The sequence below is a fragment of the Sphingobacterium sp. LZ7M1 genome, from assembly GCF_024296865.1.
GTDB lineage: Bacteria > Bacteroidota > Bacteroidia > Sphingobacteriales > Sphingobacteriaceae > Sphingobacterium.
On sequence record NZ_CP101134.1, the window covers coordinates 937,791 to 955,029 of the forward strand.

General features: G+C 40.9%; 10 protein-coding genes. 5 read left to right on the forward strand and 5 right to left on the reverse strand.

From position 1 onward, the window contains the following. The first annotated feature begins 207 nt into the window (after positions 1–207). The 5 genes from NMK93_RS03965 (at position 208) to NMK93_RS03985 (ending at position 5,168) form a co-directional block, all read left to right on the forward strand. On the forward strand, positions 208–498 hold the full coding sequence (locus NMK93_RS03965; RefSeq protein WP_185210587.1) for a hypothetical protein: 291 nt from the start codon (positions 208–210) through the stop codon (positions 496–498). Beyond that, positions 482–1,201 carry an ATP-binding cassette domain-containing protein gene (locus NMK93_RS03970; protein ID WP_185210586.1) on the forward strand — a complete coding sequence of 240 codons (720 nt, stop codon included), beginning with the start codon at positions 482–484 and terminating at the stop codon, positions 1,199–1,201. The genes NMK93_RS03965 and NMK93_RS03970 overlap by 17 nt, the downstream gene beginning before the upstream one ends. A gap of 72 nt (positions 1,202–1,273) precedes the next feature. After that, positions 1,274–2,608 carry a dihydroorotase gene (locus NMK93_RS03975; RefSeq protein WP_254529728.1) on the forward strand — a complete coding sequence of 445 codons (1,335 nt, stop codon included), beginning with the start codon at positions 1,274–1,276 and terminating at the stop codon, positions 2,606–2,608. 3 nt (positions 2,609–2,611) lie between these two features. Continuing rightward, positions 2,612–3,658, forward strand: coding sequence for an LD-carboxypeptidase (locus NMK93_RS03980; protein WP_254529730.1), 1,047 nt, complete (start codon positions 2,612–2,614; stop codon positions 3,656–3,658). 1 nt (position 3,659) lies between these two features. Then, complete coding sequence (locus NMK93_RS03985) at positions 3,660–5,168, forward strand: M14 family zinc carboxypeptidase (RefSeq protein WP_254529732.1); 1,509 nt, start codon at positions 3,660–3,662, stop codon at positions 5,166–5,168. 424 nt (positions 5,169–5,592) lie between these two features. On the opposite strand, the gene NMK93_RS03990 is transcribed toward NMK93_RS03985, so the two are convergent. From NMK93_RS03990 to NMK93_RS04010, 5 genes are all read right to left on the reverse strand, one after another. Further along, a complete protein-coding gene (locus tag NMK93_RS03990; RefSeq protein WP_185210582.1) occupies positions 5,593–7,014 on the reverse strand; it encodes a SusD/RagB family nutrient-binding outer membrane lipoprotein in 1,422 nt (473 codons plus the stop codon). Positions 7,015–7,025: 11 nt separating this feature from the next. Then, positions 7,026–10,178 carry a SusC/RagA family TonB-linked outer membrane protein gene (locus NMK93_RS03995; protein WP_254529734.1) on the reverse strand — a complete coding sequence of 1,051 codons (3,153 nt, stop codon included), beginning with the start codon at positions 10,176–10,178 and terminating at the stop codon, positions 7,026–7,028. Between the two features lie 1,292 nt (positions 10,179–11,470). Beyond that, positions 11,471–12,922 carry a RagB/SusD family nutrient uptake outer membrane protein gene (locus NMK93_RS04000; protein WP_254529736.1) on the reverse strand — a complete coding sequence of 484 codons (1,452 nt, stop codon included), beginning with the start codon at positions 12,920–12,922 and terminating at the stop codon, positions 11,471–11,473. Positions 12,923–12,940: 18 nt separating this feature from the next. Beyond that, positions 12,941–16,114, reverse strand: coding sequence for a TonB-dependent receptor (locus NMK93_RS04005; protein ID WP_254529738.1), 3,174 nt, complete (start codon positions 16,112–16,114; stop codon positions 12,941–12,943). 72 nt (positions 16,115–16,186) lie between these two features. Then, positions 16,187–17,239 (reverse strand): dipeptide epimerase, encoded by a 1,053-nt coding sequence (locus tag NMK93_RS04010; protein WP_185210575.1) that lies wholly within the window; start codon positions 17,237–17,239, stop codon positions 16,187–16,189.

Here is a 17,239-nt window from a genome sequence, read left to right on the forward strand (position 1 = left end):
CCGAATATGTCTCGAATAAGGCCTAGTTTTCCTTCAGATTTATTCAGGTTGATTCATCCTGTAAAATTAAATTTTGCTCATTAGGATTAGGTTAATAAATAACTTTTAGAGCCAAAGTTTTTAGTTTATGCAAAAATTACTTTCAACAAGCTGTTGATTAATAGATTATTTATTTTGGACTTGGTTAATTTCTTAGTAGATTTAATTATGCCAATTGAACTGAAACACCTCTGGCAATTTTATAAGCCAATTCTATTCATCAACCTGGTGTTGAGTCTTGCAATGAGCATTCAATATTTTGGCTACTTTCCCTTTGTGTTTATGACCGTTGGCTACTTAGCCTCGGCGGCATTGGTTCGATTTTTTGAAGGCAATACCAAATACCTGTTTTTTAATCTGGGATTATCCCGCAAGCATTTGGTCGTATATACCTTCCTTGCCAATCTTTTGATTTCCTTCCTCCTCATTATCATCATGCATTATGGATACAAAGGATAAAGAATTATTTGTGGACTCGGTGCAGTTCAGTTATACTGATAACAATCAGTTGCTGACTGGGGGCTATCTGGGATTGAAAGTAGGCGATATTATCGGACTACTAGGTCGCAATGGGACTGGGAAATCAACTCTCATGAAAATTATTTTTGGATCCTTGCGAGCCCACAATGCATATATCAGGGTAAATGGTCATAAAGTGAGTCAGGCTTTCCCGACCAGGGAAGTTTGTTATCTTCCCCAAGATAGCTTTTTGCCCACTTCCTTTCGAGTAAAGAAAGCCATTGAATTTATGCTATCCGATAAAGAGAGCCGGGCGAAAGTTGAAAGCGATGAGTTGATCATGCCTATCCTGAACAATAAGATTGCGGACTTGGCAGGAGGAGAGTTGCGCTATTTAGAAATCATGCTATTAATCGAACAGAAAGCAACATTTATTTTATTGGATGAGCCATTTTCTGGCATATCGCCCATTCTGAAGGAGAAAATCCAGGAGGTATTGGTTGAAAAATCCAAAATCAAAGGTTTATTGATTTCTGACCATGATTATATGAACGTATTAGATATTGCGACCGAGTTGCTGCTTTTGGAGAATGGTGGTTGTCGAAAGATAAACCGAAAGGAAGAGTTGGAGCAATTCTATGTTCCGCTGGGGACATTTGACCGTGGAAATTCCCCAGAAAACGACAGTAAAAACAGCTTTTAAATCGTGCTTATACTCCTGTAGGCTCCTTGAAATTAGTATATTTGCTTAGCATAACCTTTAAAGATAAATTACATGTCTACAATATTGATAAAGAATGCCCATGTTGTGAATGAAGGCAGCATTAAGGTGCAGGATCTTTTTATTAAAAATGGCAGAATAGAAAAAATAGCCGACACGATTGAAACCAATGCCGACCAAACCATAAACGCTGAAGGATTACATCTTTTTCCAGGATTGATCGATGATCAAGTTCACTTTCGTGAACCGGGTCTGACCCATAAAGCGAATATCTTTACAGAAAGTAGAGCAGCGGTAGCTGGTGGTACAACATCCTTTATGGAGATGCCAAATACCGTTCCCAATACCTTGACCCAAAAGTTACTTCAGGATAAATATGATATAGCGCAGGACAATTCGCTGGCGAACTATTCCTTCTTTATGGGGGCTGCAAATGATAATTTGGATGAAGTCCTGAAAACTAATCCAAGAGACGTCTGTGGTATCAAGGTTTTTATGGGATCTTCCACGGGGAACATGTTGGTTGACAATGAAAAAGCATTGGAAGCCATCTTCAGCCAAGCGCCAACCTTAATAGCGACACATTGTGAGGATGAGGCTACCATTCAAGCGAACTTGGCCAAGTTCAAAGAGCAATATGGCGAAGATGTCAGCATTGAAATGCATCCCTTAATCCGTTCTGCCGAAGCTTGTTATCTTTCATCATCCAAGGCTGTGGAATTAGCGAAAAAGAATAATACCAGACTTCATATCCTGCATATTTCAACAGCTAAGGAAACAGCATTATTTGAAAACAATATCCCTTTGGAGCAAAAACGGATTACTGCAGAAGCCTGTATCCACCATCTTTGGTTTTCTGATGCTGATTACAAAACAAAGGGCAATTTCATAAAATGGAATCCCGCAGTCAAAACTGCAGCCGATCGTGATGCTATTCTTGAGGCCGTATTGGATGGACATATTGATGTTATTGCAACAGACCATGCTCCTCATACTTTTGAGGAAAAATCTCAATCCTATTTACAGGCACCATCTGGTGGCCCATTGGTACAGCATGCCTTACAGGCGCTATTGGATCTGGTAAAAGAAGGAAAGATGACCTTGGAGCAAATGGTACAGAAAACGGCCCATAATACAGCGATTTTGTTCCAAATTGAACAGCGAGGCTATATCCGTGAAGGATATTGGGCAGATTTAGTTTTGGTTGACTTAAACAAACCATATACGGTAACTAAGGAGAATATTTTATCCAAATGTGGATGGTCTCCTTTCGAAAACCATACATTTACATCTACCATTGAACATACGCTTGTTTCTGGATTATTGGCCTATACAGATGGCAAGATTCAAGAGGTAGGTTCAGGACATCGTTTACTTTTCAATCGTTAACCTATGGATAAACGTTCATTTATTAAATCATTGGGGATAGGTTTAGCCGCCATTCCTTTGTTTGGAAAATCAGAGGCCATGGCCGTAGCTAATCAGGTCCAGCCTTTGCTAAAAGGGAAGGTCTTAAAAGCCGGAGACACTATTGGTATCATTGCCCCTGCGAGTGCCGTTACTGGGGAAGATTCCATCACCCAGACAAGAGAGGTTCTCGAATATTTTGGTTTCAATGTAAAAGAAGGGAAATATATCCGCGAACGTTATGGCAATTTAGCTGGTACGGATGATCAACGATTGGAGGACCTGCATAATATGTTTGCGGATAAATCCGTCGCAGGCATTTTATGTATCCGTGGGGGAGCTGGTGCTTCCCGGTTGTTGAAACGTATAGATTATGATATGGTCGCTAAGAATCCTAAAGCCTTATTGGGCTACAGTGATATTACGGCGTTGATTATGGCTTTCCAAGCCAAAATTGGCATGGTTACCTTCCATGGCCCTGTAGGGACGAGTACATGGAGTAACTTTGTCGCGAAGACCTTTACCGACCAATTCGTGGATAACAAATTGGTAAGCTATAGCAACCCTGCGAAAAAAGGAGATGATATCATTCAATATAAAGATAGAATAACGACCATTAATCCAGGAGTTGCAGAAGGAAAGTTATTAGGGGGCAATTTAACCTTGATTTCAGGCCTTTGTGGATCTGAATTTTTGCCAGATTTCAAGGACAGCATCTTGTTTCTGGAAGAAATCAACGAGTCTCCAGAAAAGGTGGACCGTATGTTCTGCCAGTTGATGAATGCTGGTATTCTTTCGCAAATCAAAGGATTTGTTTTTGGCAAATGTACCGATTGTTCTCCCTCAGGTGGTTATGGTTCCTTAAATCTTGACCAGATCCTAAGGGATTTTATAAAGCCATTGAATATACCATCCTATTCTGGTGCGGTAATTGGACATATCAATGATCAGTTCTTGCTGCCCGTTGGAGTTAGAGCTAGAATAGATGCCAATAAGGGTACAATAGAAATTTTAGAGAAAGCGTTAGTATAGTATGAAATTTTTTGTCATTTCCTTAGGCCTTTTGGCCGCAACGACTTGCAGTAATCCATTTTCAGGATCCTCTAATGGTAATATTCCAGGTTATAACCTGGATACTGCACAAATGAATAAGATTCATTCAACCTATAAAGAATCCGCACTTTTTTCAAGACGATTTAAACATAAAGACGTTGACTCCCTGGTGCAACTGCATAAGAAAAGCAATGTTTTTAAGATCTCTGAAATTGGTAAATCGGTTGAAGGTCGTTCGATCAATGAGTTGGAATATGGAAATGGTGACAAAAAAGTAATGCTCTGGTCGCAGATGCATGGCGATGAACCGACAGCTACCATGGCCTTGTTTGACCTGTTTAATTTCTTGGAAGGTAAGGATGATGGTTTTGATAGCGTCAGGACCTTGCTGAAAGATCAATTGAATATTCACTTCATACCCATGTTGAACCCTGATGGTGCAGAGCGATATCTTCGGAGGAATGCACAGAGCATTGACCTCAATAGGGATGCCAGAGCTGGACAGACAGTTGAAGGCGCACTGTTAAAAGCACGTGCTAAGGAAATAAAACCTCGCTATGGTTTCAATCTGCATGATCAGAATATTTATTACAATGTTCCAGGTACGAAGAATCCAGTGACCATTTCCTTATTGGCCCCCGCCTATAATACAGAGCGTGAGATCAATGAGGTTCGAGAGGGAGCGATGCAGATCATTGTGGGAATGAATAAAGTCCTGCAGCAATATATTCCAGATGCGGTTGCGAAATATGATGATACCTATACCCCACGAGGGTTTGGAGATAACTTCCAATCTTGGGGTGCAAGTACCGTATTAATTGAGTCGGGAGGCTTAAAAGGTGACCCTGAGAAACAAGAAATCCGGAAATTGAATTTCGTGATCATTCTAAATGCATTGATGGAAATAGCCCAAGGAACCTATGAAAACTATGATGCCAAAGGTTATGAAGATATCCCATTCAACGCAAGCAATATGCATGATATCGTCATTCGTGGTTTGGAATTCGGATCAGATTCTATTCCATTGAAAAGTGATATCGCTATCAGACGCAGTGAAACGACAGATGGCAGGGATTTCTTTGTGCGGGGTAGGGTTGAGGATATAGGAGACCTTCCTGAATCTTTTGGATATGATGAAGTGGATGGAAATGGCCTTAAATTTATCCAAGGTAAAATTGCCGAAAAACCCGTTCCAACATTGGAGTCCGTTACCCCGGAAATTGCCTATGACCTCTTGAAAAAAGGATATATGGGTGTACAGGTAACAACCTTAAAACCTGAACAGGCCAGCATGTTACATAATTTGCCAATCCATATTTTTGGAACCCAAGCCTTTGCAGCAACACCTTTTATAGACCTTGGTGGAACCGCCAATTTCTATATCGGTGATTCCAGCGGGACCCTAAAATACGCCGTTCTCAATGGATACCTCATAGACCTTTCCAAACCATTAAGTGAGGTTGGGCTATTGAAGAATAGGGTTTTTTAGATATGAGATGTGAGATGTGAGATGTGAGATAGAAAGGGTGCTATAGATGTGAGATGTGAGATGTGAGATGTGAGATAGAAAGGGTGCTATAGATGTGAGATGTGAGATAGAAAGGGTCTATAGAGGTAAGATGTAGGAAATGAGATAAGATAGATATTATAGAAATTATAAAAGGGGACCAATTTTGATCCCCTTTTTTTAGAGTTGATATTTCAATACTCAAATCTCATATCTCAATACCTCGTAGAGTTAATATCTCAATACTCAAATCTCAAATCTCAATACCTCGTAGAGTTGATATTTCAATACTCAAATCTCATATCTCAATACCTCGTAGAGTTAATATCTCAATACTCAAATCTCAAATCTCAATACCTCGTAGAGTTGATATCTCAATACTCAAATCTCATATCTCAATACTCCCTTACGGTTTATCCCACCATAGCTCGGTACTCAATGGTACTTCAGCTGGTACATTGGATCCGTTTTCGGTGATTTCATCAGCAGGGTAAGCTACTCTGCGTATAAATTTGTCGCCTAATACGGCGCCGATCGGTAGTTTGAAGTCTTTGTACTTGTAATCGAAGCGGCGTACATCGTTCCATGCTTCAGCATTGAGGTAGGTGACGATGTATTTTTCGCGGAAAATGTCCAATAGCGTTAGGTTTGCCTGACCTACGGAGATTGCCGTAATGTATTTTGTGGCATCTTCAGCAGGAACACCTAATTTATCCATACTGGCTTTGACACCGGCAAGGAAAGCAGCATAAGCTACAGGTTTGTTATTGTCTCTAAAAGCGGCTTCTGCTTCAATGAATTTTACTTCAGCATAAGTCAAGATCATCAATGGAGAAGATTCACTGCTTACAGGTGATTTGGAACTGATATAACATTCATCGCGAACCGTATTGGCAGCACCTACGTTACCTTGACCGCTTATTGTACCTACATAAACGCCATGAACTGTTTTTTCTGTGATCTTGGAAATTCTTGGGTCTACAATTCCATAAGTTTTACCATTCATTTGATCAATGAAATTACTTCCTAACCAACCGTCCAAGTTATTCAATAGGTTGCTGATCGAGATGGATGCCCATGGATTTACACCATCAAAGGTAGACATACCAATATCTTCAGCATTGGATTGTAATGAAGCTTGGGCAGCTGCCAAAACTTGTTTTGGATTGTATGCAGCTTTCTTGCTTATCTTGTTCAGGACGCGGGCTTTTAATCCGTTGGTCAGTTTGATCCATTTGTCTAGGTCTGCGCCACATAAAAGATCATCCTTGGCACTCAGCTCTTGGGTAGCATCCGTTTTTTTGAAATTCTCCAAAGCTTTATTGATAAGGTCGACCTGCGCTTTATATAAGTCTTCTTCGGAGTCAAAAGGAACGGTAAGGGTTTCTTCTTTTCCAAAGGCCTTGCTGAAAGGAACAGAGCCCCAAGTATCAGCGACCAAGGCCAATTGATACGCTGTCAAAGCTTGTGCGACAGCAAGGTGATGCGAAGCTCCAGCTTCTTCCGATTTGACCATAAAGTCATACAGGTCTGCTAAAGAATAAAAAAGGTTGTTCCAAGTTGAGGAGTTATTGGTGATCTGGTAAGTATCTGTATCCGAACCACCAGAAGGGCTCGCGAAATATTGCGAGTACTGATTGTTGAAATATGCAATCCTATAGTTGTTGAATGCAGCCTTATGTGTAGCTGTAGTCAATAGGGCGTTCAAAGGCGGGGTTTGAACCAAGTTAGGGTTATCGGTCATTTCGAAATAGTCCTTGCAACTGTTCAAGGAGAACAGGGCTAGGGCCAATAAGGAAATTTTACCTATTTTGATGAATTTGTTCATGATCTTAAGAATTAAAAGCCAACATTTAAGCTAAATAAGAAGCTTCTGACAGCAGGGTAAGTCATCCCTGCAAAACCTTCGATATTCGATCCACTTGCCGTGGTTGAGTTTTCAGGGTCATATCCTGAATACTTTGTCCAAAGGGCAAGATTGTTTCCAATCAAAGAAACTCTAGCGTTCTTAACAAACTTGTTTTCTAACCATTGTTGTGGTAAGCTATAGCCAATGGATACAGATCGTAATCTTAACCATGAAGCATCTTCCACAAAGAATTGGGAGTTTCCACGGAAGTTATCTCGGTAATAACCATTCCCATAATCTACACCATTTTTAGGGTCTTTTCCTTGGCCTAACCATACCTCTTTTGTGTTCTTTGAACCGTCAGCCAATACACCATCAAATACTTTGTAGTCATTTCGGTCTTCTGTATAATCAGCCTCTCCGAATGCAGCCATAAAGTTTCCTAATTGGTTGTAACGGTATTGCCCCACACGTGCATCGACCAATACATTTAAAGATAGGCTCTTGTAATTGAAGGTGTTGTTCCAGCCGCCTACCCAGCTCGGTTGAACATTGCCTAATTTCTTAGGAACTGAGGTTGATTCCAATACAGGGAAACCATTTGCACCGATCAATAGAGGACGGCTCTCGTCGTATTCACGGGTTTTATCCAAGCCCTGAGCGATTTCATCAGGAGTATAGTAACGCTTGTACGTTCTACCATAAAGTGTACCATAGGACTCTCCTGGACGGATACGCATGGAAACGGTTGAGTTCAAGTAGCCATATTCAGAAGAAACTACAATTTCATCATCTAAATCCTCGCGGATGTACAGGATCTTGTTTCTGTTGAAGGAAAAGTTGATGTCTGAATTCCATGTGAAGTTGTCCTTCTTAACAGGTGTTGTATTTAAGGTGATCTCTAAACCTCTGTTACGGATACTACCAGCGTTAATCGAAGCGGTAACAAATCCAGTTGTTGAAGATACAGGGACTTGAATAATTTGGTCCTTACTTACCGAGTTATAGAAGTTCACATCTAATCCTAATCGAGATTGTAAGAACTTCATTTCCATCCCTACCTCATAGGTGTCGGTAAATTCAGGTTTTAATTGCGGGTCACCCAATAAGGAAGGTCTTGTAAATCCGATATAACCTGTTGGCAGGTTGGTATAAGGAGCGAAACCAGCACTGGTTGAATAAGGTGCAGCGTCTTTACCGATCTGTGCGTACGACAAGCGCAATTTGGCAAAGTTAATAGCTTCAGGCATACTGAATTGGTCTGAAAGCACATAGCTTAATGTGGCAGAAGGGTAGAAGAAAGAACGATTGTTCTTGCTCAAGGTAGAGGTGATGTCATTTCTACCTGTTAGGGTTAAGAATAGATAATCTTTGTAAGCTAGGTTCAACTCACCGAAGAAGCCCATCAATCTATATTTTTCATTGTATGTGGCCGCTTTGATGATGTTGGCATTGCCTAGATCAAACCAGTTATAAACCGTTAAATCTCCACCTTCGGTAGCTGTTCTTTTAATGAATCGGTCGTAAACATCCTGTCCAACACGTAATGTAGCATTGAGGTCATCGTTGAAATCATGTTTGAAGGTTGCAATGAAAGTACTGGTCAATGCCCTGAAATTATTGTTGTAGACATTATAAAATCCGCGTCCATCAGCACCCTCAACACCATTATCATAAACTAAACGCTCATCTGCCAGTCCTTGGTAACCAATAGCTGTTCCTTCGCGATTATCCCTATAGGCGTCAATACCTACGCGGTACATCAAATCCACCCATTTTGCTGGAGAATAGGTTAGGTCAAAACCTCCGATTACGCGTAATACATCGTCTTTAAATCTGTTGGTATGTGCGACATAGATAGGGTTGTCGGTTTCACCGTAAGATTTCATGGTTCCATTTTCCATGAGGTAATCCCTTACATTGTATCTTGGGGTCCAATAGATCAACTGTTCGGCATAGCGATTGGCATTTCCGCGGTAACCTCCTGAGTTGGTCACTGCAAGGGAAGAACCACCTTTTAATTTTTCACTTAAGGTGAAATTGGTGTTCAATCGAGCTTGATAATTTTTGAAATCTGTTGCTGGTAGTACCCCATTATGTTTCAATTGGGATACAGACGTTAAAAAACTGAATTTTTCAGATCCTCCGGAGAAACTTAAGGAGTTCCGGAATTGGTTTCCGGTTTCGAATGCCTCTTCAAAAGGTTTGTATAGTGTAATTGGATGCGTAGGGTCTACTTTAATAGCTTCAGCTACCGTAGGTCCCCAAGCAGGCCAGAAATCATCTTTATCATAAACACCTTTCCATCCTTGGGTATAGGTGTCCTGCATTTTAGGGAATTTGTTGACATTTTCAAAACCAACTGTTCCTTGGTAATCAATTTTCAAAGAACCAGCTTTACCACTCTTTGTAGTAATGATGACAACACCATTTGCACCACGAAGTCCATAAAGTGCGGTGGCGGCTCCACCTTTAAGGATATTGATGGTTTCAATATCATCAGGGTTGATATCCACTGAACGGTTACTCATACCACGTACTTCGGCACCACCTTGTGTAGAGGTCGAGTTATCCATTAGGATACCGTCGATTACGAAAAGAGGTTGATTATCGCGGGTAGGGTCGATGGAGTTAATACCACGGATTTGGATATTTGCACCTTGACCAGGCGCACCACCGGTAGAGCTGATGGTCGCACCGGCTATTTTACCTTGTAATGCATTGACCAAGTTGGGTTGTTTGTTGGAGTTCAAAGTGGCACTGTTCACACTTTGGGCTCCATATCCTAGCGATTTTTCACTTCTTTGGATACCTAGAGCTGTCACTACAACTTCATCGATTTCACTGTCATCGTGTTGAAGTTGAATGGAAATGTTCGTTCTTCCGCTGATAGGGACTTCCAAAGGAGCGTATCCTACAGCACGGATTAACAGCGTTCCGCTGCTTGGTGCATTCAAAGTAAACAATCCGCTCTCATTACTGGAAGTACCTTGCTGTGTGCCTTTTACAAAAATGGAGGCCCCAACAATGGGTTCACCTTCGGCGTTGGTCACCTTTCCAGCTATGGACAATTGTTGCGCGGAGAGCATCTGAATGGAACATAATGATGCAACCGCAATTGATAAGCAAGTTGGTAAATTCATCTTTAGAGTTATTGGTTATTAGATAAACGAATATAACGGATTCATGTTAAAAACAATGAAAAATTTGCAAAAAAATGCAAAGGACATTATTGTTAAGTTACTCTATTTGCGAAATATTGAGGGATTTGTTAAAAACCTTGCGTTTTTGTGAAGATTTTGCTAAAAAAGAGAAATAAATAATGAATATTTATAGGATGTGGAAAGAGGATAGGGTTTTGTTTGTAAAGGGCTGTAAAAGAGATAATCCCTCCGATCCTTTTGCTTGATAAGTGGATCTGCATCACTGAAAGCAATGGCAAAAAAAACATAAATAGATTCTTTGTTACTTTTGAAGCCCAAAAGTAACCAAAAGGCTTCGGCTCATTTAATATGGCTTTTCGCACCAGCCAGCACACATGAAAAGAATGCCTTGATGTCGGGAATATCTTCCTCAAGAACACCCCATCAAAAGGGATGTTCTTGAGGAAGCATTCCAAGGCCAATCCCATCGCACAGGACAACGGCATTCTTTCCATTTTTCCGCCATTGGAAATGAGCCGGTTGCTAAAGGGCTTCCTTCGGAAGGTGGAATGTTCCTTAAGTGACTAACAATGCAGAATTCTTGCAATAAAGAGAACCCTAGAAGGGTTCAATTATTTTAGCAATCCCATCGCACAGGGCAATGGCATTCTTTCCATTTTTCCGCCATTGGAAATGAGCCGGTTGCTAAAGGGCTTCCTTCGGAAGGTGGAATGTTCCTTAAGTGACTAACAATGCAGAATTCTTGCAATAAAGAGAACCCTAGAAGGGTTCAATTATTTTAGCAATCCCATCGCACAGGACAACGGCATTCTTTCCATTTTTCCGCCATTGGAAATGAGTCGGTTGCTAAAGGGCTTCCTTCGGAAGGTGGAATGCTTATTTCTAGAACCCACAGCGTGGGTGAAATCTTTTTAGGAATTTAAACCGTTTTACGGCCAACCCCCAGCGGGGTGACATGTTTTTCAATAAATCTTCTAAAAAAAAACAGTTCTTTCGCTGTGCTCAAGATGACCACGACCCACAAAAAATTAAAGAATAGATTCTTCGTTTCACTCTGAATCCCTCTTTAGTGCATGTGCAATTCTGTACGATCAATGGAAAATCTGTACGCCAATTCAATATTAGTTTTCTTAAATTTTGAAAATTCGCATCGGAGATGCTTCGTTACACAACATGAACACAGAAACCTAGACTTAATGACATTGCTCATTCATTTTGGGTCAAAAAAAGGCGGTCAATCTGACCGCCTGATGTTGTATAATAATTGGTTCTTAATATCCTGGGTTCTGCTGTGCTTCAAGTCCTGGATTTGCATTGATTTCCACTTGTGGAATAGGGAGAATGGTTTTGAAGAAAGTCCTATTGATGGATTTTTGTCTATGTGACATGGTAACTCCAACATGTTCATCATTGAAGGTGATCGTTTTATTTGTACGGATCATATCCCAATAACGTTGACCTTCGCCGTAAAGCTCCTTGCTCTTTTCATCCAAGATCATGGCTTCTGTAACAGTTGCAGCCGTTGCTGCTGCCAATTCAGGAGCACGTTTGCGGATTTCGTTCAGGTAGTTCGCCGCTTTAGCTTTGTCAGGAGATGGTTTTTTCAATGCTGATTCGGCCGCATTTAAATAGACTTCAGATAAACGGGCTACTTTAATATTGACAGCCGTATAAGTATCCTTGCCATCCCCATCTTTTTCAACTGAGCCTACGTACTTATAACATGCTGCCTGACGGTCCAATTCATCTTTGGTGAATATTCCCCAACGCACATCATCTTCATCTTGTCCTAAACGTGATAAGAAATAGTCTGAAGCTGTGAAATTACCAAGTGCATTGTTATCCTTATTCTTCAAATAATAGAAACCCAAGGATGCGGACCCTAAATCGCCTTGATCTTTGGCTAAGGTGATTTCAAAAATCGACTCTTTGCCAAATTGATTTGCCCAAGAAGGTACCCATTCGCTGTTGGAGTATAAGGAGTAAACCTTGGAGTCAATGACTTCTTCGGCTGCAGCCAAAGCTTTGTCAAAATCTCCCATGGTCATGTAGACCCTTGAAAGGATAACCCTATTGGCATAGTAATTTATGTAACCATTTGCCTTTGTTTTAGGAAGCAACTCTGCTGCAGCAGTTAGATCCTTTATGATCTGCCCATACACTTCAGAAACTTTATTACGCAAGGGTTGAGCAGAGGTACTTAATGCTTCAGTAACAATAGGAACCCCTAATGCATTCGGGTCTTGTGTATAGGTTTTTCCGTAAAGTTTGACCAATTCAAAATGTAATAAGGCACGGATGGTCAAAGCTTGACCTTCAAAATTATTGAAATCCAGTTCAGTTCCGGCTGCTTGGAGGTCATCAATACTTTTGATGATATTGTTTGCTTGCATGATGGCATTATATCCATCTGCCCAGAAATCAGAATAGTTGTTGTTATTGACGGAGTGGTTGAATACATATAATGCATCTAGCCCGCGGCCTTGGGAGACAATGGTAAGATCACCTCCTTTTGCATCTCCGTAGAGCATTAAGTTTCGGCCAAATAAGCTTGATTTTACAATCTGTCTTGTCAAACCATTGATCATCACCTTCGCATCGGCAACTGTTTGAATGGTTACACTGGAATCGGTGGAGTTGGTTGGTTTTACATCCAAGAAATCCTTACAAGAAAACAACGATAAACTTGCAAGTGCTATGATATATAATGAATTCTTTTTCATGATGATAATAATTGAAGGTTATAGACTAACTTCTAATCCGAAGGTGTATGTTTTTCCGAAAGGAGTTTCCCAACCTCTTGTTCCAAACTGGTTAACCTCAGGGTCAGCCCATTTAAATTTAGAAGCGGTTAATAAATTAGTACCATTGAAGAAGATCCTAGCATTGCTAAATCCAATTTTGCTGACTACTGCACTTGGCAATCGATATGATACATTCACGTTTTTCAAGCGCAGGAATGATGCATCGTATAGGTGCCGGGTGGAGCGTGTGATACCATCTTCTGGGTCATTTCCACTGACAAAAGGGTAAAGTGCATCTGTGTTATCTGGTGTCCATACGTTCTGTATGGCGTAATATGAACGGATCCTTTCCCAGTAATAACCATCTTCTGCAACATCTCTTGAGCCCGCATCAAATAACTTCCCACCGATTTTATAAGTGAAGTTTAAGCCCAAAGAGAAACCTTTGTATTCTATATCGGTATTGAAACCTCCATATGCTTTAGGGATCGGAGAGCCAACGATAACCTGTTTTGCATCGCTTACCTTATTGGTAGCACCACGTCCGTTGTGCAAGAATTCTCCTTCTGTACCATCATTGGTATACCACATTGGCTTACCATTGCTTGGATCTACACCTGCCCATTCAGCCATGTAATATGAATACACATCTTCCCCTTCTTTGTACATGAATTGCACTCTTGAATCTCCACCTGTTGGGTCCCACCAAGTGATATCTTTACCACCATAAAGTTTCGAAACTTTCGATTTCAGGAAAGAGGTATTGACATTAGCGGACCAACGGAAATCATCTTTTTTGATGAGGTCTCCACCTATTGAAATTTCAAGGCCTTTATTGTTGATTTCCCCAACATTCAGAAGAGTAGAGTTAAATCCGGTTACTAAAGAGATGTTGACATCCTGTAATAGGTCTTTTGAATCTCTATTGAAATATTCAACGGTTCCATAAAGTCTATTGTTGAACAAACCAAATTCAGCACCTACGTTGAAGGTATGGCTCTTTTCCCATTTCAAATCCTTGTCTGCAATGGTAGTCAAGATTCCACCTGGTTGGTCCATGTAGTTATATCCATACGAAGCCAAGGATCTCCAGCCGAAATTCGAAGTAGGAAGAGTTCCATTGGTACCATAGGAAGCTTTTAGTTTTAGGAGATTGATTTCTTCGATATCCGAAATGAAGCTCTCATTTTTTAGGTTCCATGCAGCAGACAGGGACCAGAAATTACCCCAACGGGTATCAGGGCCTAATCTGGAGTTACCGTCCCTTCTCAGGGATCCTGAAAGGAAATAAGTGTTTTTAAAGTTGTATTCAGCTCTAGAGAATACAGACATCATATTATTCCCCCACATATATGCATCAGCGTCTTTGATACCGGCAGTAGCTACGGTATGCAGCGAACTGGAAGGCAAGTTGGAACCACTTGCAAATTGATAATTTGTTTCATTCTTTTCAGCTTCAAATCCTACCAATAAATCTAAGGTATGTTCCGTAGCAAAGGTTTTGTTGTAATTCAAGGTTGAAGAAGAAATCAACTTCTTGTAATTCGTGCTGTACTCAAAAACAGTTCCGTTAGCTGTAGCACCATAAGTAGTATGGTAATGCAAAGGGCTATAATATAAATGATCCTTAACCTCGGCATTATCGTAGGAGAAGATGGTTTTACCGGTCAATTCCGGAAGGAATTTTACAGTCAAGGATGGAGCAGCAACAATACGAAGTGTCTTTGAATTATTTTCCCATTGTTTATCATAGTATAATGGGTTGTAACCTAAAGAATTATAACGTGTTGTGTATTCTTTGCCTGTCCTGTAATCCGTAGGCCAATAGAAAGGGAACAATAGGTTGTTTGCAAGGTACATATAGTTTGTCCCTGTGTTACGCGTGTCATTGTAACCTTCCTTGTTGTTATGGTTTAAATTGAAGTTGGTGGCAAATTCGACTTTTTCAGAAAGTTTTTGGGAAAAATTCAATCGGCCGCCGATTCTTTCAAACTCATTGGTATAGGCTCTGCCTTTGTCGGTTGTATAAGACAAAGAAGAATAATATTTAGTTTTATCGCTAGCACCACTCACAGCAAGGTCATTGGTCTGATATTTTCCAGTGCGGAAAAGAGCGTCATTCCAATCAAAATATTGACCGTCTCTATTTTCAACACCGTCCGTTTTACCCTTGATGATAATTTTATCATACAAGCCGGTTCCTTCGCTAGAGAATTCATAGCCGTGGATCCCGAATCTCGTATTCATACGGTTTAAGGCATATTGATTTGCCTGTTCTTGGGTGTATCCGTTGGAGGTTCTGTAATCGTGGAAAATTTGGTAGAAGTACTGGATCTGTTCCTGAGGATTTCCAGGTTTGTAGTTGTCGGTCGCCCAATTAGGAGTTACGGCATAGGAGGTACGGAAATCGATTTTTGGTTTTCCGGCTTTTCCTGATTTAGTCGTAATGATCACTACCCCATTTGCTGCACGCGAACCATATAATGAAGCTGCCGCGGCATCTTTCAGAATTGAAATGGATTCAATGTCATTAGGGTTAATGGTGGCCATGATATTGTTGCTGCTTCCCGAAAGAGCTCCACTCATTTGGCCCACATTTCCAGAAACTACCGGTACTCCATCCACTACATATAAAGGTTCGTTGGAGGCGTTCATGGAACCGATTCCCCTAACCCGGATACTGGAGGTTGATCCAGCCTGGCCCGAAGTCGTATTGATCTGAACACCTGGTATGCGACCAGTTAAAGCTTGTTCGAAGGAGGTAACGGGAATGTCTTTTGCCTCTTTTTCATAATTTACGGTTGCTGCCGAACCTGTAAAGGAGCTTTTCTTGGCAGTACCATAAGCAACAACCATAACTTCATCGATGGCTTGGTCATCTTGATTTAAGGTGATGTTGATGGCTTTTCTTCCGTTCAGTGGGATTTCTTGGCTTGTGTATCCTATATAAGATACAACCAATGTGGCATTGTGATCTGCATTTAGAGAAAACAAGCCATTCTCGTTGGTACTGGTACTGATTGTTGTTCCTTTCACAGATACAGTTACTCCAACGAGCGGAGTGCCATCTGATCCAGAAACTTTCCCAGCCACAGCGATTTGTTGCGCATTAACGACCTGCATAGACGTGCAAGCCACTACGCACAAAGTTGTGAGCAAGTGATGTTTCATAATTTTGGTAATTTGTTATTCTTAGGTAATCTGTTTTTCTAGGTAATGTGTTTTTTGGATTTTTTGTCCAATTTATATTTTTAAAATTCCAATTCCAGGACGGTTGGGAAGAATGCAATTCCCATCTCTTACCTGCATACCGTCGTAGATGTCATTTGCAATCAATAAGGCCCCATCCAAATCTGCCCAATCCACTAATGGAGCTAACTGAGCTGCTGCGGTAATGGCACAGGAGGTTTCAGTCATACAACCCAACATCACTTTCATATCTAAAGAGCGGGCTAATTCGGCCATTCTTTTGGCTTCACGCATGCCAGTACACTTCATCAATTTGATGTTGATGCCTGTATAAACATCTTTTAGAGCCGGCACATCGGCAAGGCGCTGGCAACCTTCGTCCGCAATCGTAGGGATTGGAGAACGTTCAGTTAGCCAAGCATTTTCATCGATCATTTCCTTTGGCATCGGTTGTTCCAGGAAAACAACGTTTCTTTCCTTTAACCAATGGGACATTTCCAAAGCTTCTTCCTTGTTCTTCCAGCCTTGGTTGACATCGGCACATAAAGGGACATCCGTTACTGAACGGATCGTATCAATGATCATTTTGTCTGTATCTAGACCAAGTTTTACTTTCAAGATCTTGAATTGCTCAGCCTCAGCTACTTTTTTGCGGATCATTTCTTCCGTATCTATTCCAATGGTATAGGAAGTTGGCGGAATAAGATCAGGGTTTAATCCCCATATTTTATAAAATGGCTGGCCCATTATTTTGCCTAATACATCGTGTAATGCGATATCGACAGCAGCTTTAGCTGCCGTGTTCTTAGCATCGACCTGATCGATGTATTGAAGGATTTCTTCGGTTTGGAAAGGGGAGTTGAACCTAGAAAGATCAATCTTGTTCAAGAAATTCATGACCGATTCCTGGGATTCCCCAAGGTAAGGGGGCATGCTTGCCTCGCCATAGCCAATAATGCCATCATATTCGAGTTCAGTCAAGACAACAGGGGTTGTTGATCGACTAAAAGAAGCTACGGTAAATACATGGCGTAGTTCAAGCGTATAGGGCTTGAAACGCAGGGTAAATTTCCCCATATTTTTGCTTTGCCACTCGTTGCTGTTCAT

Coding starts and splice junctions, on each gene's coding strand:
- NMK93_RS03965 (WP_185210587.1), top strand. CDS start 208: ATGCCAATTGAACTGAAACACCTCTGGCAATTTTATAAGCCAATTCTA.
- NMK93_RS03970 (WP_185210586.1), top strand. CDS start 482: ATGGATACAAAGGATAAAGAATTATTTGTGGACTCGGTGCAGTTCAGT.
- NMK93_RS03975 (WP_254529728.1), top strand. CDS start 1,274: ATGTCTACAATATTGATAAAGAATGCCCATGTTGTGAATGAAGGCAGC.
- NMK93_RS03980 (WP_254529730.1), top strand. CDS start 2,612: ATGGATAAACGTTCATTTATTAAATCATTGGGGATAGGTTTAGCCGCC.
- NMK93_RS03985 (WP_254529732.1), top strand. CDS start 3,660: ATGAAATTTTTTGTCATTTCCTTAGGCCTTTTGGCCGCAACGACTTGC.
- NMK93_RS03990 (WP_185210582.1), bottom strand. CDS start 7,014: ATGAACAAATTCATCAAAATAGGTAAAATTTCCTTATTGGCCCTAGCC.
- NMK93_RS03995 (WP_254529734.1), bottom strand. CDS start 10,178: ATGAATTTACCAACTTGCTTATCAATTGCGGTTGCATCATTATGTTCC.
- NMK93_RS04000 (WP_254529736.1), bottom strand. CDS start 12,922: ATGAAAAAGAATTCATTATATATCATAGCACTTGCAAGTTTATCGTTG.
- NMK93_RS04005 (WP_254529738.1), bottom strand. CDS start 16,114: ATGAAACATCACTTGCTCACAACTTTGTGCGTAGTGGCTTGCACGTCT.
- NMK93_RS04010 (WP_185210575.1), bottom strand. CDS start 17,239: ATGAACAGCAACGAGTGGCAAAGCAAAAATATGGGGAAATTTACCCTG.